The 24,630-nt window shown below is 64.6% G+C and carries 19 protein-coding genes; 18 read left to right on the top strand and 1 reads right to left on the bottom strand.

Annotation, left to right across the window (positions count from 1 at the left end; genetic code table 11):
- Nucleotides 1-42 precede the first annotated feature (42 nt).
- The 16 genes from CIT39_RS12310 to CIT39_RS12235 all read left to right on the top strand — a co-directional run bounded on the left by CIT39_RS12310 (nt 43) and on the right by CIT39_RS12235 (nt 21,470).
- The gene (locus CIT39_RS12310; RefSeq protein ID WP_094975063.1) at nt 43-1,047 is read left to right on the top strand and encodes a Bug family tripartite tricarboxylate transporter substrate binding protein; all 1,005 of its coding nucleotides are present in this window, start codon (nt 43-45) and stop codon (nt 1,045-1,047) included.
- Between the two features lie 86 nt (nt 1,048-1,133).
- The gene (locus CIT39_RS12305; RefSeq protein WP_094975064.1) at nt 1,134-1,631 is read left to right on the top strand and encodes a tripartite tricarboxylate transporter TctB family protein; all 498 of its coding nucleotides are present in this window, start codon (nt 1,134-1,136) and stop codon (nt 1,629-1,631) included.
- A gap of 42 nt (nt 1,632-1,673) precedes the next feature.
- A complete protein-coding gene (locus CIT39_RS12300) occupies nt 1,674-3,173 on the top strand; it encodes a tripartite tricarboxylate transporter permease (protein WP_094975065.1) in 1,500 nt (499 codons plus the stop codon).
- 401 nt (nt 3,174-3,574) lie between these two features.
- Nucleotides 3,575-4,864 (top strand): oxalate/formate MFS antiporter, encoded by a 1,290-nt coding sequence (gene oxlT / locus CIT39_RS12295; protein ID WP_094975066.1) that lies wholly within the window; start codon nt 3,575-3,577, stop codon nt 4,862-4,864.
- A gap of 252 nt (nt 4,865-5,116) precedes the next feature.
- On the top strand, nt 5,117-6,439 hold the full coding sequence (gene oxlT, locus CIT39_RS12290; RefSeq protein ID WP_094975067.1) for an oxalate/formate MFS antiporter: 1,323 nt from the start codon (nt 5,117-5,119) through the stop codon (nt 6,437-6,439).
- A gap of 190 nt (nt 6,440-6,629) precedes the next feature.
- Nucleotides 6,630-7,058: a CBS domain-containing protein gene (locus CIT39_RS12285; RefSeq protein WP_094975068.1), complete on the top strand. Its 429-nt coding sequence runs from the start codon at nt 6,630-6,632 to the stop codon at nt 7,056-7,058.
- A gap of 99 nt (nt 7,059-7,157) precedes the next feature.
- On the top strand, nt 7,158-8,177 hold the full coding sequence (locus CIT39_RS12280) for a 2-dehydropantoate 2-reductase (RefSeq protein WP_094975069.1): 1,020 nt from the start codon (nt 7,158-7,160) through the stop codon (nt 8,175-8,177).
- Nucleotides 8,177-8,962: a fumarylacetoacetate hydrolase family protein gene (locus CIT39_RS12275; RefSeq protein WP_162308465.1), complete on the top strand. Its 786-nt coding sequence runs from the start codon at nt 8,177-8,179 to the stop codon at nt 8,960-8,962. Before CIT39_RS12280 ends, CIT39_RS12275 begins: the two co-directional genes overlap by 1 nt.
- A gap of 542 nt (nt 8,963-9,504) precedes the next feature.
- On the top strand, nt 9,505-10,911 hold the full coding sequence (locus CIT39_RS12270) for a hypothetical protein (RefSeq protein ID WP_162308464.1): 1,407 nt from the start codon (nt 9,505-9,507) through the stop codon (nt 10,909-10,911).
- 593 nt (nt 10,912-11,504) lie between these two features.
- Entirely contained in the window at nt 11,505-13,247 is a 1,743-nt protein-coding gene (locus CIT39_RS12265; RefSeq protein WP_202975562.1) for a phospholipase D-like domain-containing protein, read from the top strand.
- Between the two features lie 250 nt (nt 13,248-13,497).
- Complete coding sequence (locus CIT39_RS12260) at nt 13,498-13,695, top strand: hypothetical protein (RefSeq protein WP_018315845.1); 198 nt, start codon at nt 13,498-13,500, stop codon at nt 13,693-13,695.
- A gap of 48 nt (nt 13,696-13,743) precedes the next feature.
- A complete protein-coding gene (locus CIT39_RS12255) occupies nt 13,744-14,394 on the top strand; it encodes a hypothetical protein (protein WP_094975072.1) in 651 nt (216 codons plus the stop codon).
- Between the two features lie 897 nt (nt 14,395-15,291).
- Nucleotides 15,292-16,287: an NAD(P)H-dependent flavin oxidoreductase gene (locus CIT39_RS12250; protein WP_094975073.1), complete on the top strand. Its 996-nt coding sequence runs from the start codon at nt 15,292-15,294 to the stop codon at nt 16,285-16,287.
- 25 nt (nt 16,288-16,312) lie between these two features.
- Nucleotides 16,313-17,281 carry a quinone oxidoreductase family protein gene (locus CIT39_RS12245; RefSeq protein WP_094975074.1) on the top strand — a complete coding sequence of 323 codons (969 nt, stop codon included), beginning with the start codon at nt 16,313-16,315 and terminating at the stop codon, nt 17,279-17,281.
- 261 nt (nt 17,282-17,542) lie between these two features.
- Nucleotides 17,543-18,916 (top strand): cation-efflux pump, encoded by a 1,374-nt coding sequence (locus CIT39_RS12240; RefSeq protein WP_094975075.1) that lies wholly within the window; start codon nt 17,543-17,545, stop codon nt 18,914-18,916.
- Between the two features lie 226 nt (nt 18,917-19,142).
- Nucleotides 19,143-21,470 (top strand): PAS domain-containing sensor histidine kinase, encoded by a 2,328-nt coding sequence (locus tag CIT39_RS12235; RefSeq protein ID WP_094975076.1) that lies wholly within the window; start codon nt 19,143-19,145, stop codon nt 21,468-21,470.
- A gap of 4 nt (nt 21,471-21,474) precedes the next feature.
- Here CIT39_RS12235 and CIT39_RS12230 read toward each other — a convergent pair whose 3' ends face one another.
- Entirely contained in the window at nt 21,475-22,368 is an 894-nt protein-coding gene (locus CIT39_RS12230) for a LysR family transcriptional regulator (protein ID WP_094975077.1), read from the bottom strand.
- Between the two features lie 224 nt (nt 22,369-22,592).
- Here CIT39_RS12230 and CIT39_RS12225 point away from each other — a divergent pair, with 224 nt between their 5' ends.
- Both CIT39_RS12225 and CIT39_RS12220 read left to right on the top strand, forming a co-directional pair.
- Nucleotides 22,593-23,069: a formate dehydrogenase subunit gamma gene (locus CIT39_RS12225; protein WP_094975078.1), complete on the top strand. Its 477-nt coding sequence runs from the start codon at nt 22,593-22,595 to the stop codon at nt 23,067-23,069.
- On the top strand, nt 23,066-24,622 hold the full coding sequence (locus tag CIT39_RS12220; protein WP_094975079.1) for a formate dehydrogenase beta subunit: 1,557 nt from the start codon (nt 23,066-23,068) through the stop codon (nt 24,620-24,622). Before CIT39_RS12225 ends, CIT39_RS12220 begins: the two co-directional genes overlap by 4 nt.
- Nucleotides 24,623-24,630 lie beyond the last annotated feature (8 nt).

Below are 24,630 nucleotides of genomic sequence, written 5' to 3'. Positions count from 1 at the left end.
ACAAAGAGCGGCGCGGTTAGGGTTGGACAGGGAGAGAGTAAGATGAAGCTATTTGTTCTGAATGTCGCCGCGGCGGCGATCGCGGTGTCGTGCGTCAGCACCGCAAGCTCTGCGGGTTGGGAGCCGGTCCGCCCGGTCGAGTTCATCGTGCCTGCGGGCACCGGCGGCGGCGCCGATCAGATGGCGCGCACCGTCCAAGGCATCGTCACCAAGCACAATCTGATGAAGCAGCCGCTCGTCGTCATCAACAAGGCCGGTGGCGCCGGCGGCGAAGGATTTCTCGACGTAAAGACGGCATCGGGCAATCCTCACAAGATCATCATCACGCTGTCGAACCTGTTTACGACACCGCTGGCGACCGGAATTCCGTTCAACTGGAAGGACCTGACGCCGGTCGCCATGCTCGCACTCGACGAATTCGTGCTCTGGGTCAACGCCGAGAAGCCGTACAACAGCGTCAAGGATTACGTCGACGCCGCGAAGAAGGCCCCGGCCGGCTCGTTCAAGATGGGAGGCACCGGCTCCAAGCAGGAAGACCAGATCATCACGGTCGGCATCGAGAAAGCGGTCGACACGAAGTTCACCTACATTCCCTACAAGGGCGGCGGCGAAGTGGCGGTGCAGCTCGTCGGCAACCACGTCGATTCGACCGTCAACAATCCGATCGAAGCGGTCGCGCAATGGCGCGGCGGCAAACTCCGTCCGCTCTGCGTGTTTGACGGCCAGCCGATGGCCTATGACGAGCCGATCGCCGACGGCAAGGCGTGGAAGGATATCCCGACCTGCAAGTCGCAGGGCCTGGCGATGGAATACCTGATGCTGCGCGGCATCTTCATGCCGCCCAAGGCCACGAAGGATCAGATCGAATATTACGTCGAGCTGTTCAAGAAGGTCCGCGCCACGCCAGAATGGCAGGAGTTCATGAAGAGCGGCGCCTTCAACACGACCTTCATGACGGGCGCCGACTACGCCAAGTGGATCGAGGCGGAGGAGAAGCGCCACGAAGGCTTGATGAAGGAAGCCGGCTTCCTCGCGTCGGCGAATTGAGCCGCGCCATCGACGACGGCTGAGGACGCTGGTCGTCCTCACGCCTGCCGCGACCGCGAAAGACTGCGTTTCCGCCTGGAGGTCCCATGACTGAACGATCCGGATCCGGATCTGGCCCCGCACACAAGACGCTGGAAATCGGCATGGCGCTGTTGATCGCGGCCTTCGGGCTGGTCGTGATCTTCGGCAGCTTGAAGGCCGGCATCAACTGGGGTGCGGAGGGCCCACGTGCCGGCTTCTTTCCCTTCTATGTCGGGGCCGCCATCGTCGGCGCAAGCGCCATCAACCTCTGGCACGCGCAACGCGACGACGACGGCCGGCTGTTCGCAGAGTGGGGACAGCTGCGCCAGGTCATGAGCGTCGTCGTGCCCACCGCGATCTATGTCGGCTCGATGCCGTTCATCGGTCTCTACGTCGCATCGATGGTCTTCATCGCCTGGTTCATGCGCTGGCTCGGCGGCTATCGCTGGCTGACGACCATTGCAATTGCGGTCGGCATGCCGGTCCTGACCTATCTGGTTTTCGAGCGCTGGTTCCTGGTCCCGCTTCCCAAGGGTCCGCTCGAGGAGTGGCTCGGACTGTAATAGCCGCATATTTATTCAGTTACTGCTGCAGGACTCATCGACATGGAAGAGTTAGCCAACCTGTTTCACGGCTTCGCGGTCGCCCTGCAACCTTACAACATCATGCTGATGATCATCGGCATCACGCTCGGTGTCATCATCGGTGTGCTTCCGGGGCTCGGCGGCGCCAACGGCGTGGCGATCCTCCTGCCGCTGACCTTCAGCATGCCGCCGACGTCGGCGATCATCATGCTGTCCTGCATCTATTGGGGGGCCTTGTTCGGTGGCGCCATCACCTCGATCCTGTTCAACATACCCGGCGAGCCCTGGTCGGTGGCGACGACCTTCGACGGCTATCCGATGGCGCAACAGGGCAAACCCGGCGAAGCGCTGACCGCCGCCTTCACGTCGTCCTTCGTGGGGGCGCTGTTTGCGGTCATCATGATCACCCTCGTTGCGCCCCTCGTCGCGAGCTTCGCGCTGCGGTTTGGTCCGGCAGAAAAATTCGCCGTGTACTTCCTCGCCTTCTGCAGCTTCGTCGGTTTGAGCAAGGAGCCGCCGTTCAAGACCATTGCGGCGATGATGATGGGCTTTGCACTCGCGGCGGTTGGCCTCGATTCGATCACAGGGCAGTTGCGGCTGACCTTCGGCGTCACGGAGCTGCTCAACGGCTTCGACTTCCTGATCGCCGTGATCGGCCTGTTCGGCATCGGCGAGATCCTGCTGACCATGGAGGAAGGGCTGGCATTCCGCGGTGGCAATGCCGCCATCAATCTTCGAGTTGTGCTCCAGACCTGGCGCGAGCTGCCCGCCTATTGGATGACCTCGCTGCGTTCCTGCCTGATCGGATGCTGGATGGGCATCACGCCCGCCGGCGCGACGCCGGCATCCTTCATGAGCTACGGCATTGCCAAACGGCTGTCGCGGCGCTGCAACAACTTCGGCAAGGGTGAGATCGAAGGCGTGATCGCGCCGGAGACGGCCGCGCATGCCGCCGGCACCGCGGCGCTGCTGCCGATGCTCTCGCTCGGCGTGCCCGGCTCCCCGACCGCGGCCGTCCTGCTCGGCGGCTTGCTGATCTGGGGCCTGCAGCCCGGCCCGATGCTGTTCGTCGAGCAGAAGGAATTCGTCTGGGGCCTGATCGCCTCGATGTATCTCGGCAATCTCGCCGGCCTCATTGTCGTGCTCACCTGCGTGCCGATCTTCGCCGCGATCCTTCGGGTGCCCTTCGGCATCATCGCGCCGCTGATCCTCGTGCTCTGTGCAATCGGCGCCTACTCGGTGCACAACAGCACCTTCGACGTGATGCTGATGCTGGTGTTCGGCGTGCTCGGCTATCTCCTGAAGAAGTGCAACTACCCGCTCGCGCCCCTGGTGCTCGCCATCGTGCTCGGCGACAAGGCGGAGGAGGCCTTTCGGCAATCCCTGCTGGGATCGCAGGGCTCGCTCGGCGTGTTCTTCTCCAACGGCCTCGTCAGCACGATCATGGCGCTCGGTCTTGTCGCCCTGTTCTGGTCTTTGATCCAGGAAGGTTACAGCCGGCTGCGCACGTCGATGGCGTGAGGCGCGCAATCCGCGACGCCGCCAACGCCAAATTGCCGCAGGTCGGACTTCTGGAATATAGAATTCCAGGAATTGCGCGATCTCCGATCGACCGCGCGTCGGCGGCCGCAAAGCGGTGCACGCATCGAAGTCCCCAGCGAGCGGCCTTCTACGTCGCGCTTACGGCACCGCCGCCGAACGAAAAGTATCTATTCAATCAACGTTTTGAATGGGATCGGCCGCGATTGGCGCCGACAACGCTCGACAGCGATGGGGCTTTACAATCCCGCGCTCATCGCGCATGTGAACACGCGTTATTTTGCCGCACCTCTCTCTCCCTCGGTTGAATCTTGGCATAATGCATACCAGTATGCCCGCCAGCGCATGCATAAAAATGATCGGCGCGTTCGGGAGGGTTTTTAATGACGGACATGGTGCAGGCAACGGCCCCTACAGCCGGGCGCGTTAGCGACACGTATCGCTGGGCGCAATTGGCGGTGGGTGTAGCGGCGATGGTGATGATCGCCAATTATCAATACGGCTGGACGTTCTTCGTCCCCGACATCCAGAAGAAGTTCGGCTGGGATCGCGCGTCGATCCAATGGGCCTTTACCCTCTTCGTCCTGTTCGAGACTTGGCTGGTCCCGATCGAAGGATGGTTCGTCGACAAATACGGTCCGCGACTCGTCGTGCTGGTCGGCGGCGTGCTTTGCGCCATCGGCTGGGCGATCAACGCGCAGGCCACCACGCTCAACGGCTACTACCTCGGCATGATCGTCGCCGGCATCGGCGCCGGCGGCGTCTACGGCACCTGCGTCGGCAACGCGCTGAAATGGTTTCCGGACAAGCGCGGTCTTGCCGCGGGCATCACGGCCGCGGGCTTCGGCGCAGGCTCCGCGCTGACCGTCGCGCCGATCCAGGCCATGATCAAGGACAGCGGTTTCCAGACCACCTTCCTCTATTTCGGCCTCGGACAGGGCATCATCATCTGCATCCTCGCCTTCTTCCTGCTCGCGCCGAAAGCGGGTCAGGTGCCGAACGTGGTGGCGAACGCCAATCTGCTGCAGACCCGGCGCAACTACCAGCCGACCGAAGTGCTGCGTCAGCCGATCTTCTGGCTGATGTATTTCATGTTCGTGATCGTCGGCGCCGGCGGCCTGATGGTGACGGCGAACCTGAAGCCCATCGCGGCCGACTGGAAGGTCGACAACGTACCGGTCACGCTGATGGCGGTGACGATGACGGCAGTGACGTTCGCGGCCACGATCGACCGCGTGCTCAACGGCCTGACGCGTCCGTTCTTCGGCTGGATCTCCGACATGATCGGCCGCGAGAACACGATGTTCATCGCCTTCGGCATGGAAGGTGTCGGCATCTGGATGCTCTACCTCTGGGGCCACGATCCGATCTGGTTCGTGCTGCTCTCGGGCTTCGTGTTCTTCGCCTGGGGTGAGATCTACTCGCTGTTCCCCTCGACCTGCACCGACACGTTCGGCGCCAAGTTCGCGACCACCAATGCCGGCCTGCTCTACACCGCGAAGGGCACCGCCGCACTGCTGGTGCCGATCGCCAATTACATGCAGCAATCGTCGGGTACCTGGGACAGCGTGTTCATCATCGCGGCCGGCGCCAACGTCCTGGCTTCGCTGCTGGCGATCGCGGTGCTCAAACCGTGGCGAAAGGTCGTGGTCGCCAACTCGACCCTCGCCTGACGCGCTTCCCATAGCTCTTCACCGAGCAGACGCCCGGCCTCGCGGCCGGGCGTTTTCGTTTGGCGAGTCCCGGCCTGCCCAAGGATATGGAACCGTAGATTTGTGACAATCCGCCGCAGTTAGGGCTTGATTTCTGGAATATGGTATACCAAGCTCCGCGAAGCGCTTGCGACGATAAGACACAATATTTGCGACACTGGGTCATCTTGCTATCCCACGTCGCATTCAATCAGGCGCGTTGGGAGGTTCTTGATGATTTCCAGCACGGATGGCGCCGTCACGGCCGCGCCTCTTCGCACAGGTTTCCGTTGGCTCCAACTCGCCATGGGCATCGTCTGCATGGCGATGATCGCCAACCTGCAATATGGCTGGACGCTGTTCGTCGATCCGATCGATCACGCCCACCATTGGGGCCGAGCCGCGATCCAGCTCGCCTTCACCATCTTCGTCGTCACCGAGACCTGGCTGGTGCCGGTCGAGGCCTGGTTCGTCGACAAGTACGGCCCGCGCATCGTCGTCATGTTCGGCGGCGTGATGATCGCGCTGTCCTGGATTCTCAATTCCTACGCCGACAGCCTTCCCCTGCTCTACACGGCGGCCGTCATCGGCGGCATCGGTGCGGGCGCGGTGTACGGCACCTGCGTCGGCAACGCGCTCAAATGGTTTCCCGATCGCCGCGGCCTCGCCGCCGGCGCAACCGCCGCCGGCTTCGGCGCCGGCGCCGCAATCACGGTGGTGCCGATCGCCAACATGATCGCATCGAGCGGCTACCAGCACGCCTTCCTGAGCTTCGGCATCGGCCAGGGCGTGATCGTGTTCGTGCTCGCCTTCTTCATCCAACCGCCGCGAATCTCGATCCCGCCGAAGAAGAAGCAGCTCAATCTGCCGCAGACCAAGATCGACTTCACGCCGCCGCAGGTGCTGCGCGCCCCTATTTTCTGGGTGATGTACCTCGTCTTCGTCATGGTCGCCTCCGGCGGTCTGATGACCGCGGCGCAGATCGCGCCGATCGCGCACGACTTCAAGATCGCCGACACGCCTGTTACGCTCGCGGGCTTCCAGATGGCGGCGTTGACGTTCGCGATCTCGCTCGACCGCATCTTCGACGGCTTCGGTCGCCCGTTCTTCGGCTTCGTGTCCGACACGATCGGCCGCGAGAACACGATGTTCATCGCCTTCGGCACCGCAGCCCTCATGCTGTTGGCGCTGTCGGCCTACGGTCACGTCCCGGTCGTGTTCGTGCTCGCGACCGCGGTGTATTTCGGCGTCTTCGGCGAGATCTACTCGCTGTTCCCGGCGACCTGCGGCGACACCTTCGGCTCGAAATTCGCGACCACCAACAACGGCATGCTCTACACCGCGAAGGGCACCGCTTCGCTGCTGGTGCCGCTCGCGAGCGTCATCTCGACCGCCTATGGCTGGAAGGCCGTGTTCGTGGTGGCCGTGGCGCTGAATGCGACGGCGGCGCTGATGGCGCTGTTCGTGATCAAGCCGCTGCGCCGCTCCTTCATCCTGGGCAAGGAAGCCGAGAGCGCGAATACTGCAACGACGAACGCCAAGACCGAGACGGCGTAGCGACCACGCGCCATCGGATCGGACGGAAGGGGCGCAGCGATGCGCCCCTTTTTCTTTGGCTCCTTCGCCCTCGCGCATCCGGCAACGTCAGTATTGCTGTCGCAAGATTTTTCGGATCACCCAAACCAGCGCTTGACGATTGGTATTATGTATACCACACTTGCTCCAACATTCACCCAGGGAGGTTGCAATGCTGGTCGGAGACATTCTGCGCAAGAAGACGCCACGCGTCGTCACGGTACGGATGAACGAAACGGTGGGTATCGCCGCCAAGCTGATGCGCGCCAACAACATCAGCGCTCTCGTGGTCAAGGACGTGGTCCGCTCCGAGGGTAATACCGCGGTCGGCATGTTCACCGAGCGCGACGTGGTGCGCGCCGTTGCCGAGCACGGCGCGAACGCCGTCAACGTCAAGGTCTCGCAGCTGGTCTCGGTGCAGCAGCTGGTGTCCTGCAGCTCGATCGACACGATCGAGCAGGTCCGCCATTCGATGAACCGGCATCACATCCGCCATTTGCCTGTCATCGACAATTACAGCCTCGTCTCCGTCATCAGCATGCGCGACATCGCTGCTGCCATGGACGAAGCCATCAACGGCAAGCCGCAAGCCGCCGCCTAAGCGATACGACCCTTCCCCTGTGACTACCGGCCCCGGCTCGGATCCTTCCGAGCCGGACCGGATCTTTCGTCCAAAATTCCGGTCACCCGCGAGGATTTCATGAAGATCTGCATCTACGGCGCCGGCGCGATCGGCGGGTATCTCGGGGTTCAGCTTGCGCGCGCCGGCGCCGATGTCAACCTCATCGCACGCGGCGCGCATCTTGCCGCCATGCGCCAGCACGGCTTGACGCTGCTCGCGGGCGGGGAGACGCACACCGTGCATCCGCGCTGCACCGACGATCCCGCCGAGCTCGGCGTGCAGGACTTCATCATCATCACGCTGAAGGCGCATTCGATCACCGGCGTGATCGAGAGGATGCAGCCGCTGCTCGGGCCCCACACCCGCATCGTCACCGCCGTCAACGGCATCCCCTATTGGTACTTCTACAAGCATGGCGGCCAATACGAGAATTCGACGCTGGAGAGCATCGACCCAGGCGGGCGGCAATGGCGCGAGATCGGCGCCGAGCGCGCCATCGGCTGCATCGTCTATCCCGCCACCGAGATCGAGGCGCCCGGCTTGATCCGCCACGTCTACGGCAACAATTTCCCGCTCGGCGAGCCCTCCGGCGAGGTCACCGCGGACGTGCAGCGCCTCGCCGACCTGTTCGTCGCGGCCGGGCTGAAGGCGCCGGTGCTCGACCGCATCCGCGACGAGATCTGGCTCAAGCTGTGGGGCAATGTCTGCTTCAATCCGATCAGCGCGCTGACCCATGCGACGCTCGACGTGATCTGCACCGATCCGTCCACGCGCGCGCTGTCACGCGCGATCATGGTGGAGACGCAAGCGATCGCCGAAACCTTCGGCGTCAAATTCCGCGTCGACGTCGAGCGCCGGATCGAGGGCGCCCGCAAGGTCGGCGCGCACAAGACCTCGATGCTGCAGGATCTCGAGCGCGGCCGGCCGATGGAGATCGACCCGCTCGTCACCGTGGTGCAGGAGATGGGCCGGCTGACCGGCATCGCCACGCCCGCGCTCGACTCCGTGCTGGCGATGGTGACCCAGCGCGCCCGCATCGCCGGGCTCTATGACGGCGTCTCGACACCCAGCGATCCCCGCGCACTGGCGGTGGCGTGATGGCTGTCGAGACGAAGCAATGGCTGCGCTTCCGGAACAACGGAGCGACCGGCTTCGGAACGCTGAGCTCATCGGGCATCAGCGTGCACGAGGGCGAGATGTTCGGTCGCAACGTCGCGACCGGCAAGAGTCTGGCGCTGTCGGAGGTCGAGCTGCTGGCGCCCTGCGCGCCCAGCAAGATCGTCGCGCTCTGGAACAATTTCCACGCGCTCGCGGCCAGGCTGAACCAGCCCGAGCCGCCGGAGCCGCTCTATCTGCTCAAGGCCACCACCAGCATCACGACGCCCGGCGCCGTGATCCGCCGCCCCTCTTATTACGACGGCAAGACCACCTATGAAGGCGAGCTCGGCATCGTCATCGGCAAGACCTGCGCCCGCGTGTCACCGGCCGAGGCACACGGCTGCATCTTCGGCTACACCTGCGTCAACGACATCACCGCCAACGACATCCTGACCAGCGACCCCACCTTCCCGCAATGGGCCCGCGCCAAGGGCATCGACGATTACGGCCCGTTCGGCCCGGTCATCGCCACCGGCCTCGATCCGGCAAAGCTGGTGGTCCGCACCATCCTCAACGGCGCGGAGCGACAGAACTATCCGATCTCCGACATGATCTTCTCAGCACAGGAGCTGGTCAGCAAAATCTCCCACGACATGACCCTGCTGCCCGGCGACCTCATCGCCGTCGGCACCTCGGTCGGCGTCGGCGTGATGAAGGAGCAGGTCAACACGGTGACCGTCGCGATCGACGGCATCGGCGAGCTCACCAACGAGTTTCGGCTGTAGCTCTCGCTGTCATTCCGGGTCGCAACACCGAAAGCCTGAAATGACGGCTCGCCGGAAATCCGCGCTGCAGCGCAGTAATATTGATCCGCCGCAAGTTCGGCTATCGCTGCTGTCGCTATCCTTCCCTGTCAAGAGACCGATGTCTATTGCAAGGGAGGACGCCATGACGAATGCCACCAACGCACTTTATTGGACGGCCCTGTACTCCGCTCTCTCATTCGTTGCGATATTCGTGGTCTGGCTCGCCGACAAGATGCGGTCGAATTTCCTCGGGAAACGATAGCCCGAAGCGGGCCGCCGATTGCCGTTGGCCCTGGTGTTGGCCCCGGTCGGAACCCGCCGAATTGGACGCGCACGCGCCGCCTCGCATTTGGCCGCCTAGCCCGTCGCTGGTGAAGCGGGCCCGGCGCCCCGCCCGCACGCCCTGCGCGAGCCCGTTGTGGATCGTGCGGTAAACGCCGTGCGGCCGACGCGCCCCTTGATCTCGGTTCCGCTCTCCAATAGCAACTATGGCGAGATTGTGCCGGCGTGAGGAATTCACGATGTGGCTGTTCTTTCTGGTTGCCTGGTTCGGCCTGCTAGCCGTCGTCGCGGTCTTCGCCCAGCAGGCGCTCGGTTACGACATCAGTCACCTGCCCGCCTGGTTCGCGAGCCTGCCGGTGCCGCAACGCATCGCGACCGGGGTGATCCCAGCTCTTGCGCTGGCCCTGATCGGCGCTTCCGCCTGGCGGCTGTCACGCCAGGACCGCAGCCTGAAGACGCTCCGCGACCGCCTCAAGAAAACCCGCGAGGACGCCGTCGTCGCCCACGCCCTGCAGAACCATCTCGACGCCACCGTCCAGCATCTGATCGAGAGCGATCCCCGGGAGGCGGTCTCCGCGCTGCATGACAAGCTCGGCGAGACCGAGCAGCGCGCGCTGCTCCAGCAGGGCCGCAACCAGTCCACCGACATGCACGACCAGCTCGCCGAAATCCGCCGCCGCCAACAGGCGTTGCGTGAGATGGTCGGCAAGGTCGCCGACCAGCGTCGCGCGGTCGAGCCGGTCTTCACCGAAATCCGCGACCGTCAGAACCAGCTCGAACGCTCCCTGCACGACCTCGAGACCGACGACCGCAAGAACAATCTCGCTGACCGGCAGAGGGACATCGCGCGCGACGTGGCGGCGCTTCTGGGTCGGGTGAGCGCGGTGCAGGAGACGTTTGCGACCCTCAACCAGTACAAGGAAGACCTCGCCAAATCCCACGCCGAGCTCGTGCCTTTGCGGTCGAGCGACGCCGGCATCAACGCCCTGATCGGCGAGCTCAGCCTCAGCCATGACCGCCTGGCCAAGACCATCGACGAGCTCGAGACCGGCGGCGAGACGCCGCTTCCCGCCCGCGTCGAGACGCTGTCGAAGAACAAGATCGAGATCGAGCAACGCCTCGCCCGCATCGACGACAGCTTCAACATCCTGAAGGCTATCAGGCTCGACTTCGAGGAACTCGGCCAGCGCCAGGCCCAGCTCGAACGCTCCCTCGCCGATGTCGAGACGGACGCCGACGGCAAGACCCTCACCGACCGCCAGAACGCGCTGAACGAGTTCGTCCTGCAGTCGCGCCAGCGCCTCGGCGCTCTGCAGGAGACGCTGGCGACGCTGAACGCCTTCAAGGCGGAGCTGTCGAAATCGCAGGCCGACCTCGTCCCGTTGAAGGCACCGGTGTTCGGAATCGAAGCCCTGATCGCGGAGGTCGGCACCACCCGCGATCTCCTCGCCAGGACCGTCGGCGAGATCGAGGCGAACGGCGACGTCACCCTCGCCTCACGCGTCGACGCGCTGACCCAAAGCAAGCGCGAGGTCGAAGACCGCCTCGCCCGCGTCTTCGACAATTTCAACGCGCTCGATGCCTTGCGCAAGGACATCGGCGGCATCTTCTCGACGATCCGTAATGGCCTGAACCGGATCGGGTGACACTGCCCCTGCACCGTAACAAATCGAGACCGCCAGCTATTCTCGGTTCGGTCGGCCCGTGATACAATCTTGGCGCGAGCATTTGGATTTCTGGTCTTTCGACTCGATCATCATTCCATCGCCGGCACCGGCACGCCGATGCCGGCCAACGTTGATATTCGGAGGATGCGTCCATGGCCGCCCGGAAAGTCACCAAGTCTGCCAAGAAGACCAACTCCAAAGCAAAGACGTCGAAATCGAAGGCCAAGGCAAAAGCCAAGACGAAAGCCAAGACGAAAGCCAAGGCAAAAAGGACCGCCGCCAAATCCAAACCAGCCAAGAAGAAGTCTAAGTCGGCCAAGAAATCCAAATCGGCCAAGACTGCGAAGTCCAAGACTGCCAAATCAAAGACCGCCAAATCAAAGGCGCGCAAGAAGGTAAGCAAGTCCAAGGCGAATAAGAAAGCCGCCAAGGCGAAGAAGAGCAAGACTACGAAGAAGAGCAAGACCGGCGCGTCCAAGACGAAGGAGACCGGCACGGGCAAGCCCGCGAAGAAGGCGGGCACGTCGACCAAGCCGCCAGCCACGACGCCGCCGGCCGTTTCCACGCCGGCAGTGACACCGCCCACCCCGTCGAATCCACCCCCGGGCGCGTCGGGCTTCCAGGTCGTTGGCACCAACGCCAATGCGCCGTTTTCGCTGAAACTGCATCGCGGCGACGGCATGACGCTGGTTGCGATGAACTGGAAGGCCGGCCAGCCGCCGGCGAATTTCGTCGGCTTCGCGATCGAGTACCAGGAGCCCGGCGGCAGCACGTTCTTTGCGTTGAACAACCGGCTTGGCTTTCTCGACGCCTCGGGCAACGTCAATCCCCAAAAGCTTTCGACCCTGCAATCGCCGATCCAGAAATTCCGTTGGGTGCATTTCCCACGTAACGCCGAACTCGTCGGCGACTTCATCTATCGCGTCACGCCGATGTTCATGGATGCGCAGGGCGCCCTCAGCAAGGGCGAGCCGCAGCAGGCGCCGATCCAGCTCGCGCGCGAGACCTATCCCGGCATCGCCAATGTCACCTTCACCCGCGGCTTCGTCTCGTCGCAGGCCTTCGTCGATCGCTATCTGGCGCATGGCCCGATCAACACGCTGGTGGCGCCGCTTGCCGCGAGGGGGCTCGACTTCAAGCCGACGCATCCCGACACGCAGGCCGCGCTGGCCTGGATGGGATTTGAGGCGCGCGGCGCGATCCTGCAAACCCTCGACGAGGCGATCGCCGACCATGCCGAGGTCCGCGTCGTCGCCTACGACCTCAATCTGCCTGAAATCCTCGACCGTCTCGTCCAGCTTGGACCGTCGCTCAAGATCATCATCGACGACAGCGACGCGCACGGCGACAGCGATTCAGCGGAGACTGCTGCGGAGAGACGGCTGGTCGCCTCGGCCGGGCGTCAAAACGTGCTGCGCCAGCATATGGGCAATCTGCAGCACAACAAGACGATCGCGGTGAACGGGCCGACCGTGAAGAAGGTGGTGTTCGGATCGACCAACCTGTCCTGGCGCGGCTTCTACGTGCAGGCCAACAACGCCCTGGAGGTGACCGGCCAGAAGCCTGTCGATCTCGCCTTCGAAGCATTCGACAGCTACGTCGCCCGGAGCAACAGCGCCGCAGGCTTCGGCGCAACGCCCTCGGCCGACTGGCGAGATCTCGGCCTTCCCGGCATCGATGCCAAGGTGGCGTTCTCTCCGCACAGCGCCGCCAACGCCAAGCTTGACGAGATCGCGGCCGACCTCAAGAGCACGACGTCGTCATTGCTCTACTCGCTCGCCTTTCTATTCCAAACGGGCGGCTCCGTGCGTGACGCCATCGAAGACCTCACCAAGGACAGCAATATCTTCGTCTACGGCATATCCGACAAGAAGGTCGGCGGCATCGACGTGCAGGACCCCAACGGAAACGTCACGCCAGTGTTCGCCGCCGAGCTTGGCGCCAACGTGCCGGAACCCTTCAAGTCGGAGCCGACCGGCGGCACCGGCACGCGCATGCATCACAAGTTCACCGTGATCGACTTCGACAAGCCGACAGCGCGGATCTATCTGGGATCGTACAATTTCTCCAAGCCCGCCGATCGCCAGAACGGCGAAAATCTCCTGATCATCAAGGACCGGCGCATCGCCGTGTCCTACATGATCGAGGCGCTCAGCATCTTCGACCACTACACGTTCCGGGTCGCGGTCAAGCAGGCCAAGAGCAAGGGCGAGAGGCTGCATCTGGCGCGGCCGCCGGGCCCGGGCGAAGAGGCGTGGTTCGAAGACGACTTCACCGTCGGGCACAAGATCAAGGATCGGCTGCTGTTCTCCTGAAGGGTGACAACACCCGGAAATTCGCGGGACGGGTCGCGCGAAGCAAGCCCCTCCCGCGAACGGCTGCGGCGGCGTCAGGAGCCGCGCAACTGGGAAACATCCGTACACATCACATCTGCGCGTGTCAGACATATGCCGCCAACATGTCCCGCGCGCGCCGCAACTTGGTCGCATTCGGCCGCCCTTCTGGAAGGCGTGTCTGGGGGCACGGCATGGCCGTGTTTCGACCAAACCTTCTAGGGGTATCGCTGTGAAGAAGATTGTAATTGCTCTGGGTGCCACGCTTGCTCTGGTGACGGCTGCGAACGCTGCGGATCTTCCGCGCCGCCAGCCCGTGCCTGTCTATCCGGCCGAGCAGGCACCGATCGGCAAGATGCCGATTGGCAAAAGCCCGGTTGGAAAAGCTCCGATCGGCAAGGCGCCTGGCCCGGTCGCTGCACGCTACTGAGACTCAGCGCAAAACCAGCGCAAGCGGCCGACAGTCGAGGGGCATCGCGTGACGAACAAACCTGATCGATCGGGACCCTGCATCCTTGCGGGGTTCGCCCTCGCGGCCATGATCGCGTGTACGACGCCCTCGGCCTCGGCCCACGAAGCGAACAAGCGCGTTGCCGACGCCAATGCGCTTGCCACGACCGACTCCACGTCACGACCGGCGCCGCAATCGACACGGCGCTCCGTCGCGCGCGCGGAGAAGGGTCCCTATTACGTCGACTTCCGCGCCCGCACGGCCGCGAGCTGGGGCCACGCCTTCGTCTGGTACGGCAAGACCAGCGAGAAGGCGGTCGAGGTCGCCGGCCTCACGCCCGCCGGCGACACGTTGGCCTACGTGCTCGGCCACCTCACCTTCGTGCCATCGGAGACCGGCGCGAGCTACGGCGATCTCGATCCGGAATATCTGACCGCTAGCTATCGCGTCTATCTGAACGAGCCCGACGCCAGGCGCGTGTTCGCCTACATCAAGAAACTGCAGGCGAACTCGCCGGTCTGGAACGCCGAGACCATGAACTGCACCGGCTTCATCGGCGACATCGCCGAGTTCATGGGCCTGAAGGTCCCCTATCGCTGGCAGCGCCCGGAAAACTTCGTCAACAGCCTCAAAGACATGAACGGCGGCCGCCAGATGGTGCGGCTGTCGGCGGAGTAGCTCTGCCGTCATTGATGCAGGAGTGCCCTTAGTGCACCGGCCGCGTCCGGCGTGACGCCCTCGCCCGTCGGGCAAAACACCCCGTCAAATCCGCGACCCCGCCTGTCAATCCCCACCCACACAAATATTCCACTTTACCGAAATTCTGATTTGCCGTACAAGCAGATTACCTTGGCCCGAGACGAGGGGCGGATCGCGATCGTCACGAACCGCGGGCCGGGGTGCGATGGACGCGACGGCGTCGGGCGCGGGCAGCATTGCAGGGCGGGACACCGTGAGCAAGGCACGCTTCGCGCATACGACCCGGCGCCGACAGCGTCTTCGCATGGCTTCGGGGGCGAGCACACGCCACCCCTCGGATTCCCAGCGAGGACGTGCGCGGACGGTCAAGTCGTGTGGTCCTGACGCCCGGGGTCTGTGCGTCAAGTCCTGTGGTGATGTGGCGGCCAACCGGTGCGCGCATCGGTCATCCGCAAGGCGACGGGGGCAATAGTGCAACGCTCCCCGGGGAGAGCACGAAGTACGCCGTAAACCATCGCGCAGGGAAGGCCGGGCGTTCGGCTCACCTGTGGTCCACCCCGTGTGCGTCTTTTTGCGCACGGACTTACGGGTGCCAGCCGGCGCCCGGCCTTCCCTGCGCCCTTGTCTTTCATGAGGGCAACGCGACGAAGCAAAGCTCGGGCGAGATGCCGCGAGAGCGCGAAGGTGTGTCCAGGGTTTGAAAAGCCGGATCGAGGTTATCCGTGCCCCAGGATTATCCACGCCACGGAATCCTCCCCCTCCCTGCATGATCGCCCTGCCCCCACCGCACGCCCCGCTGATAGACTTTTGCCAACCCCGGCGGCATCCTCCACGCATCAACCGATAACAAAGCCTACGCCGCCCAGGGGGAACATCATGTTGCAGACACGGTTCACGAAACTCGTCGGCGTCGAGCACCCGATCGTCCAGGGCGGCATGCAATGGGTCGGGCGCGCCGAGCTGGTCGCCGCCGTTGCCAATGCCGGCGCGCTCGGCTTCATCACCGCGCTGACCCAGCCGACGCCGGAGGATCTGACCAGGGAGATCGCGCGCTGCCGCGACCTCACCGACAAGCCGTTCGGCGTCAACCTCACCATCCTGCCCGCGATCAAGCCGCCGCCTTATGCCGAATACCGCGCCGCGATCATCGAAGCCGGCATCACCGTGGTCGAGACCGCCGGCAACAAGCCGCAGGAGCATGTCGACGAGTTCAAAAAGCATGGCGTCAAGGTCGTGCACAAATGCACCAGCGTCCGCCACGCGCTCTCGGCCGAGCGCATGGGCGTCGACGCCATCTCGATCGATGGCTTCGAATGCGCCGGCCATCCCGGCGAGGACGACACGCCCGGCCTGATCCTGATCCCGGCCGCGGCCAACAAGATCAAGATCCCGATGATCGCCTCGGGGGGCTTTGCCGACGCCCGCGGCCTCGTTGCGGCACTGGCGCTGGGCGCCGAGGGCATCAACATGGGCACGCGCTTCATGGCGACCAGGGAGAGCCCGATCCATCAGCTCATCAAGGAGAAGATCGTCGCCAACGACGAGCGCGAGACCGAGCTGATCTTCCGCACCATGCGCAACACCTCGCGCGTCGCCAAGAACGAGATCTCGACCAAGGTCGTCGCGATGGAGAAGGAGGGCGCGAAGTTCGAGGATATCCGCGAGTTGGTCGCGGGCGCCCGCGGCAAGATGGTGTATGCAACAGGCAATTCCGACGAAGGCATCTGGTCGGCCGGCCAGGTGCAGGGCCTGATCCAGGACATCCCGAGCTGCGCCGAGTTGGTCTCCCGCATCGTGCGCGAGGCGGAAGCCATCATCCGCAGCCGGCTCGAGGGCATGATCGCTCATCCAAGCGCGCAAGCCGCGGAATAATCACTGCAACAAGCGAGAGCAATACATGAAGGCTTATGTCTATGGCGCTGATGGCGCTCGGATTTCCGACGTCGCTCAACCAAAACCCAAGGGCACGCAAGTGCTGGTCCGCGTGCGCGCCTGCGGGCTCAATCGCGCCGACACCGGCATGCGCAAGGGGCACGCGCACGGCGCGGCTGGCGGCGCCGGGACCGTGCTCGGCATGGAATGGGCCGGCGAGGTCGCCGAGCTCGGGCCGGACGCCAAGGGCTTAGAGATCGGCGACCGCATCATGGGCTCGGGCAGCGCTGCGTTTGCCGAGTACACGTTGGCCGATCACGGCCGGCTGTTCCGTGCGCCCTCGAACATGAACTTCGAGGAATCCGCCACCCTCCCCGTCGCGCTCGCGACCATGCACAACGCCGTCGTCACCGTCGGGGGCGTGCAGCCGGGCCAGAGCGTGCTGATCCAGGGCGCGAGCTCCGGCGTCGGGCTGATGGCGATGCAAATTGCAAGACTCAAGGGCGCAAAGCTCGTGATCGGCTCCTCGACCGATGCCACCCGCCGCGGCCGGTTGAAGGAGTACGGCGCCGACCTCGCGGTCGACAGCTCCGATCCCAAATGGGTCGACGAGGTCCTGAAGGCGACGAACGGCGAAGGCGTCGACCTCATCGTCGATCAGGTCTCGGGCAAGGTAGCGAGCCAGAACCTCGCCGCGACCAAGGTGAAGGGCCGCATCGTCAATGTCGGTCGGCTCGGCGGCACCCATGCCGATTTCAACTTCGACCTGCACGCGGCGCGCCGCATCGACTATGTCGGCGTCACCTTCCGCACCCGCACCATCGAAGAGGTCCGCGAGATCTTCGAGGAGGTCAGAAAGGACATCTGGGGCGCGGTCGAATCGCGAAAGCTCCAGCTGCCGATCGACCGGGTGTTCGCATTCGCCGACATCGACCAGGCGTTCGAGCACATGGAAGCGAACAAACATCTGGGGAAGATCGTCGTGACGATGTGAGTGGTGCGGCAGCGGAACGAGAGCGGCATGGCCCCTCTCCCTCCGCCCGTCATGGCCGGGCTTGTCCCGGCCATCCACGTCTTTGCCGCGTGGCGCGAAGAACGTGGATGCCCGGGCCTTGGCCTCGCCGAAGCGGCTTCGGCCGCACAGGCGGGACAAGCCCGGGCATGACGGAGCTGGCATCTCGCTCCTGCAAATCACTAGCGACAACCCCTGTGGATCATCGCTTGATGTTCATCCCCGGGCTGCTAAATCCCCGCCATGACCTCCCAGCACAATAAAACCTCGGTCGCCGCGATCTCGATCTTCGCCAGCGGCGGCATGGCGGCGGCCAAGTTCGCGGTCGGCATCGCGATCGGCTCGCTCGCTCTGATCTCCGAGGCCCTGCATTCCTCGGTCGACCTGATCGCGACCATCATTACCTGGGCGGTGGTGCGGGTGTCCGACAAGCCGGCGGACGAAGAGCACCATTACGGCCATGGCAAGCTGGAGAGCGTCTCGGCGCTGGGCGTCACCGCCCTGCTCTACGTGCTCGCCGGCGGCATCCTGGTCGAGGCCTACAGCCGGCTGCGCGAGGGAACCCCGCCGCCGACCATTTCGGCCGTGCCGTTCGTGGTGCTGGTGATCGACATCCTCGTCAATCTCTGGCGCGCCCGCGCCCTGCACCGCGCCGCGCGCGAGACCAGGAGCCAGGCGCTCGCGGCCGACGCACTGCATTTCGCCTCCGACGTGCTGGGATCATTCGCTGTGATCATCGGCCTGATCCTCGCCGCCCTCGGCTTCTGGTGGGGCGACGCGGCCGCAGCCGCCGCAGTCGCCGTGATGATCGCCCTGCTCGGCCTTCGCATGGCCGGCTCGACCGTGCAGACACTGGTCGACCGCGCCCCGGAGGGCGCGCACGAAAAGGCCACCGCCGCGATCCGGAGCGTGGCCGGCGTGATCGATATCGAGCGGCTGCGGGTGCGCATGGTCGGGGCGACCACGTTCATCGACACCATCGCCAAGGTGCCGCGGACCTATCCGATCGATCGCGTCGAGGAGATCAAGCGCAAGGCGCACGCCGCCGTCGACAAGGCGTTCGGCGATACCGACCTCAGCTTCACCGCCGTTCCCGTTGCGCGCGACAACGAGACCGTGCGCGACCGCATCATGGTGATCGCGCACAATTCGGGCCTCGCCGTCCACCACGTCACGGTGCACGATCTCGGTGGCAAGCTGATCGTCAGCATCGATCTCGAGGTCGACGCCGGAATGCGGCTCGACGCCGCCCACGATGTCGCCAACACGCTCGAGCGCAAGATCAAGGAGGAGTTCGGCGAGGACGTCGAGGTCGACGTCCACATCGAGCCGTTGGAACCGGAACTTCCGTTCGGGGTCGACGCCACGCCCGAGAGGGTGCGGACCATCGCCGATGCACTGACCGAATATGCCGCCGGCGGCGAGATCCACGACATCCACAATGTCCGTGTCCGCAACACCGATGCCGGCGAGATCGTCAACTTCCACTGCCGCACGACACCGTCGATGAGCGTGATCAAGGTGCACGAGCATGTCGACGCGATCGAGCGTGCGCTGCGGCGCGCGTTCCCCAACGTGAAGCGCGTGATCAGCCACGCCGAACCGCCGCGCGCGTGACGAAGAATGTGCGATGAGTCACACGTTCTCGTTTCGGACTCCTCGCGCCCGTGAGTTTGAGGACGCGCGCTGCACAAACTGCGCATTGGATAAGAATAATTCCGCGTTAACGATTCATTGACTCTCGACACCCCGCGAAAACTGGATTCAAATCGTTGTGATTCGGAAGCGATGTGGGGCTGCCTCCGAACTTCAGTTGCAATCAGGTTTTTAGGGGGCCGAAGGCATGCCGCGTGCAGACGCCGCGAACGTGTGCGTCCAATCCGATTCGATCAAAGGATTGGCGCAGTCGATCGCGAAACCTGCCTATCATCGGCTCTTGATTGCAGAGCCAGCGCTTCGTCGCGCCGTGCCGACGCTGATCATCGCCTTTCTGATCACGATCTGCCTGGGCGCGTTCGTGCAGGTCGTCGATCAGACGCGCCAGAAGCGGCTCGTGGTCCGGCACGACATCTCGGCGCTGGCCGATCTGCTCGCCGAACGCATCGACCGCCTCACCTCCGGACGACAGGAGCGGCTCAAGAACATCGAGAGCCTGCCGGCGCTGCTGCCGGATATGATCCCGTCCTGGGGCACGGCCTCGGGCCGCCACGTCATCGTCACCTCCGCCGGCATCGACCGTCGCGTCCTCGCCCGCATCCCGGTCGACAGCAGCCCCTCGGGCAACGACCGCCTGCTCGATGCCATCACGACGGCACAATTGCTCGCGGCGCCGACGCGCGACGGCGACGTCTCCGACATGACGCTGCCGAGCGGCAACGCCGCGATGGCGACCTCGCGGCAGATCAAGTCGCTGCCCGGCTTCGTCACCGTGATCCAGGAGCGCAACGAGCCGATCTGGGGCTCGGACGCAGCGCTCTCGGTGACGCTGTCGGCGACGACGGGATTCGTCGTCCTGATCCTGGGCTTCGCCTTCCACTGGCAGTCCACCCGCGCCCGCGAAGGCGACCTCATCAACGACGCCGTGCGCGGCCGTATCGACACCGCGCTCAACCGCGGCCGCTGCGGGCTGTGGGACTGGGACCTGTCGCGCGGCCGGATCTTCTGGTCGCAATCGATGTTCTCGATGCTGGGCCTCGACGGCCGCCACGAACTCCTCACCTTCGGCGAGGTCAACGCGCTGGTGAAGTCCGACGACATCGACTTGTTCGCGATCGCCGACCAGCTCATCTCCGAGAAGATCGACCACATCGACCAGACCTTCCGCATGCAGCACGTCGACGGCCACTGGATCTGGCTTCGCGTCCGGTGCGAGAAGACGCGCGGGGCGACCGATTCCAGCGTGCACCTGATCGGGATCGCCGTCGACATCACCGAGCAGAAGAGCCTCGCCGAGAGGACGGTGGAAGCCGATCTTCGTTTGCGTGATGCGATCGAGACCATTCCGGAAGCCTTCGTGCTGTGGGACGCCAGCGACCGCCTCGTGCTCTGCAACTCGCACTTCCAGCGCCTGCACAAGCTGCCCGACAGCGCCGTCATCCCCGGCACCTCCTACGAGACCGTGCTCGAGGTCGGCCGCATGCCGGAGGTGCGCACCCGCCACAACGAGACCGCTGCCCAGGGCCCCGGCGCGCGCACCTTCGAGGCGCAGCTCGACGACGGCAGCTGGCTGCACATCAGCGAGCGCCGCACCAAGGACGGCGGCTACGTCTCGGTCGGCACCGACATCACCCGCATCAAGGAGCACGAGCAGAAGCTGGTCGACAACGATCTGCGCCTGCGTGCCACCGTCATCGACCTGAAGCGTTCGCAAGCCGCGCTGGAGCGCCAGGCGGTCGAGCTCGCCGATCTCGCCGAGAAGTACCAGCGCGAGAAGACCCGCGCCGAGGAAGCCAACCAGACCAAGTCGAAATTCCTCGCCAATATGAGCCACGAGCTGCGCACGCCGCTCAACGCCATCATCGGCTTCTCCGAGATCATGGGCTCGGGCATGTTCGGCGAGCTGGGAAGCGAGAAGTACCAGGAATACTGCCAGGACATCCTGACCAGCGGCCACTATCTGCTCGAGGTCATCAACGACATCCTCGACATGTCCAAGATCGAGGCCGGCCGCATGAAGCTCGACATGGAAGAGCTCGACCTGGCGCGGACGCTCGCGGAATCCCTGCGGATCGTCACCGGCCGGGCCCAGGACAAGCGCCTGACGCTCGATGCCGACATCGAGACATCCATCTCCGTCGTCGCCGACCGCCGCGCCACCAAGCAGATCATCGTCAACCTGCTCTCCAACGCGGTGAAGTTCACGCCCGACGGCGGACGCATCGTGGTGCGCAGCCGGCAGCTCGACGACCGGATCGTGCTGATGATCGCCGACACCGGCATCGGCATCGCGCCGCATTCGCTGGCGCGGCTCGGCCGCCCGTTCGAGCAGGTGGAGAGCCAGCTCACCAAGACCTATCACGGCTCGGGCCTGGGCCTCGCCATCGCCCGCTCGCTGGCGCAACTCCACGGCGGCTCGATGCGGCTGCGCTCCAGGCTCGAGGTCGGCACCGTCGTGCGCGTGACCCTGCCGCGCGACGCGATCAAGGCATCCAAGATATCGGCCGCAGCTTAGCCTCCTAGAGCTGCAGCGACGGCGCGACTTCGCGCGCGACATTGACCAGCGCCGCGATCAGCGGCGTCATCGGATCGCGCTTCGGGATCACCATGCCGATGCTGTAATTGACGTCGGGATCGGTGATCGGGATCGAGCGCACCGTGTCGGACAGGCCGAGCGTCTCGGCAAGCTTGGCCGGCATCACGCTCGCCCAGCGCCCCGTCTTCACATGCGTGAACAGCACCAGCAGCGAGTTCGAGGTCAGTGTCGGCGTCGCCTCCGCGCCGACGGAGCGCAAGGCGCGATCGATGATGCGGCGGTTCTGCATGTCCGGCGTCAGCAGACACAGCGGCACCTGCCCGACCTCCTTCCACGTCACCGACTCGCGGTCGCCGAACATCGCATCCGGCGCGGTCAGGAGGCGATAGCTCTCATTGTAGAGCGGAATGGTGCGCACCTTGCCGATCGGCTCGTTCTCGATATAGGTCAGCCCCGCATCGACCTCGAGATTTTCCAGCAGCCCCAGCACTTCCGATGAAGTCGTCGAGCGGATGCTGAAACGCACCTCGGGATGCCGGGCGCGGAACGGTGTCGTCAGCGATGCCACCATGCCGAGCACGGTCGGGATCGCCGCGATGCGGATTTCGCCGGAGAGCTGATGCTTCAGCCCGTTGATCTCGTCGCGCATCGCGCGGGCATCGCCCACGATCCGCCGCGCCCAGTCGAGCGCCCGCTCGCCCTCGGGAGTGAACCCCTGGAAGCGGGAGCCGCGCTGGACCAGCATCACGCCGAGGATCTCCTCAAGCTGCTTGAGACTGGTCGACATCGTCGGTTGCGTCACGCCGCAGACCTCCGCCGCGCGTCCGAAATGACGCTCCTTCGCCAGCGCCAGCAATAATTCAAGCTTGTCGATCAACCGGGCGTCCCCTCGAATTCTGACGTGGCATGCAAGCTAGCACGCCGGGCCTGCACCAACACGCAAAAACCGGCAGCCGATCCAACGTTCATCGGAAATTCGTATCGAGCGATTGCGCTTGCAAATCGATCGGAATTCGCAATCGCAGCACGGGACGGCTTTATTGATCTTCGAATGATTCCAACTAGTTTGGACCGAGAAAACGCTCAATCTGAGAACGAAGAATGACAGCGAGTTACGAACCTTGGGATGAAACGCGCGGCGCTGAAATCATCGCCGAACATGCCAGCCAAGAGGGTGCGACGCTGGTCATCTTGCACGCGCTTCAGCAGGCGTTCGGCTATGTGCCGCAGGCGGCCATTCCCATGGTGGCGCAAGCGCTCAACCTGTCACGTGCCGAAGTTCACGGCGTCTTCACGTTCTATCATGATTTCCGCCACAAGCCGGCCGGCCGCCACGTGCTGAAGCTCTGCCGCGCGGAGGCCTGCCAGGCTGCGGGCGGCGATGCACTGGCTGCGCGCGCCGAAGCAAAGCTCGGCGTGTCGCTCGGCAGCACCACGGCCGACGACCGCGTCACGCTGGAGCCGATCTACTGCCTCGGCCTGTGCGCGACCGCGCCGTCCGCGATGCTCGACGGCCGGCTGATCGGCCGGCTCGACCAGAAGCGCCTCGATGCATTGATCGTGGAGGCACAACGATGAGCTTGCGACTGTTCGTCTCACGTGACGCCGGTGCAATCGCCGTCGGCGCCGACGAAGTTGCCCTGGCGCTGGAGCAGTCTGCGGCCAAGCGCGGCGTGGCGATCGAGATCGTCCGGACCGGCTCGCGCGGGATGTACTGGCTGGAACCGCTGGTCGAGGTGGCGACGCCGCAGGGCCGGATCGCGTTCGGCCCGGTCACGGAGGTCGACGTGCCATCCCTGTTCGATGCGCTCGCCACCAACACACCGCATCTGCTGCGGCTGGGCGCGACCGACGAGATCCCCTGGCTCAAGCGCCAGACCCGCCTCACCTTCGCCCGTTGCGGCGTGATCGACCCGCGCTCGCTCGACGACTACCGCGCTCATGGCGGCTACAAGGGGCTGGAGCGCGCATTGTCGCTCGGCACGGATGCGATCCTCGACGAAGTCACCGCATCCGGCTTGCGCGGTCGCGGCGGCGCGGGCTTCCCGACCGGCATCAAGTGGAAGACGGTTGCGCAAGCCAAGGCCGACCGCAAGTTCATCGTCTGCAACGCCGACGAAGGCGACAGCGGCACCTTCGCCGACCGCATGATCATGGAGGGCGATCCCTTCCTGGTGATCGAGGGCATGACCATTGCCGGCATCACGGTGGGCGCGACCAAGGGCTACATCTATATCCGCAGCGAATATCCGCATGCGGTGGAGGCGATGAATGCCGCCATCGAAGCCGCCAGGCGCGGCGGCTATCTCGGCGACAAGATCGGCGGTTCCACGTACAGCTTCGATCTCGAAGTCCGCGTCGGCGCCGGCGCCTATGTCTGCGGTGAGGAAACCTCGCTGCTGGAAAGCCTCGAAGGCCGGCGCGGCATCGTGCGCGCAAAGCCGCCACTGCCCGCGCATCACGGCTTGTTCGGCAAGCCGACCGTCATCAACAACGTACTGTCGTTCGCGGCCGTCCCCTTCATCCTCGCCGAAGGCGCAAAGACCTATGCCGATTACGGCATGGGCCGCTCGCGCGGCACGATGCCCATCCAGCTGGCCGGTAATCTCCGCTACGGCGGCCTGTTCGAAACCGCCTTCGGCGTGACACTCGGCGAGCTCGTCGACGACATCGGCGGCGGCACCCTCACCGGCCGGCCGGTCCGCGCCGTGCAGGTCGGCGGTCCGCTCGGCGCCTATTTCCCGCGCGCGCTGTTCGACACGCCGTTCGACTACGAGGCCTTCGCCGCGCGCGACGGCCTGATCGGCCATGGCGGCATCGTCGTGTTCGACGACAGCGTCGACATGCGCAAGCAGGCGCGCTTCGCCATGGAGTTCTGCGCCGTCGAGTCATGCGGCAAGTGCACGCCCTGCCGGATCGGCTCGACCCGCGGCGTCGAGACCATCGAGAAGATCATCAACGGCGAGCGCGTGAGCGAAAATCTCGCGCTGGTCGAAGACCTCTGCAACACCATGAAATTCGGCTCGCTCTGCGCGCTCGGCGGCTTCACGCCCTATCCTGTGCTCAGCGCGTTGAAGCACTTCCGGGAGGATTTCGTCCCGGCGCCGACCACGCTTCAGGCCGCGGAATAGGAGAACGA

It is taken from the genome of Bradyrhizobium symbiodeficiens (assembly GCF_002266465.3).
Taxonomy (GTDB): Bacteria; Pseudomonadota; Alphaproteobacteria; order Rhizobiales; family Xanthobacteraceae; genus Bradyrhizobium; species Bradyrhizobium symbiodeficiens.
The sequence above is the reverse complement of the archived record's forward strand: the minus strand, read 5'-3'. Positions and strand labels throughout refer to the sequence as shown.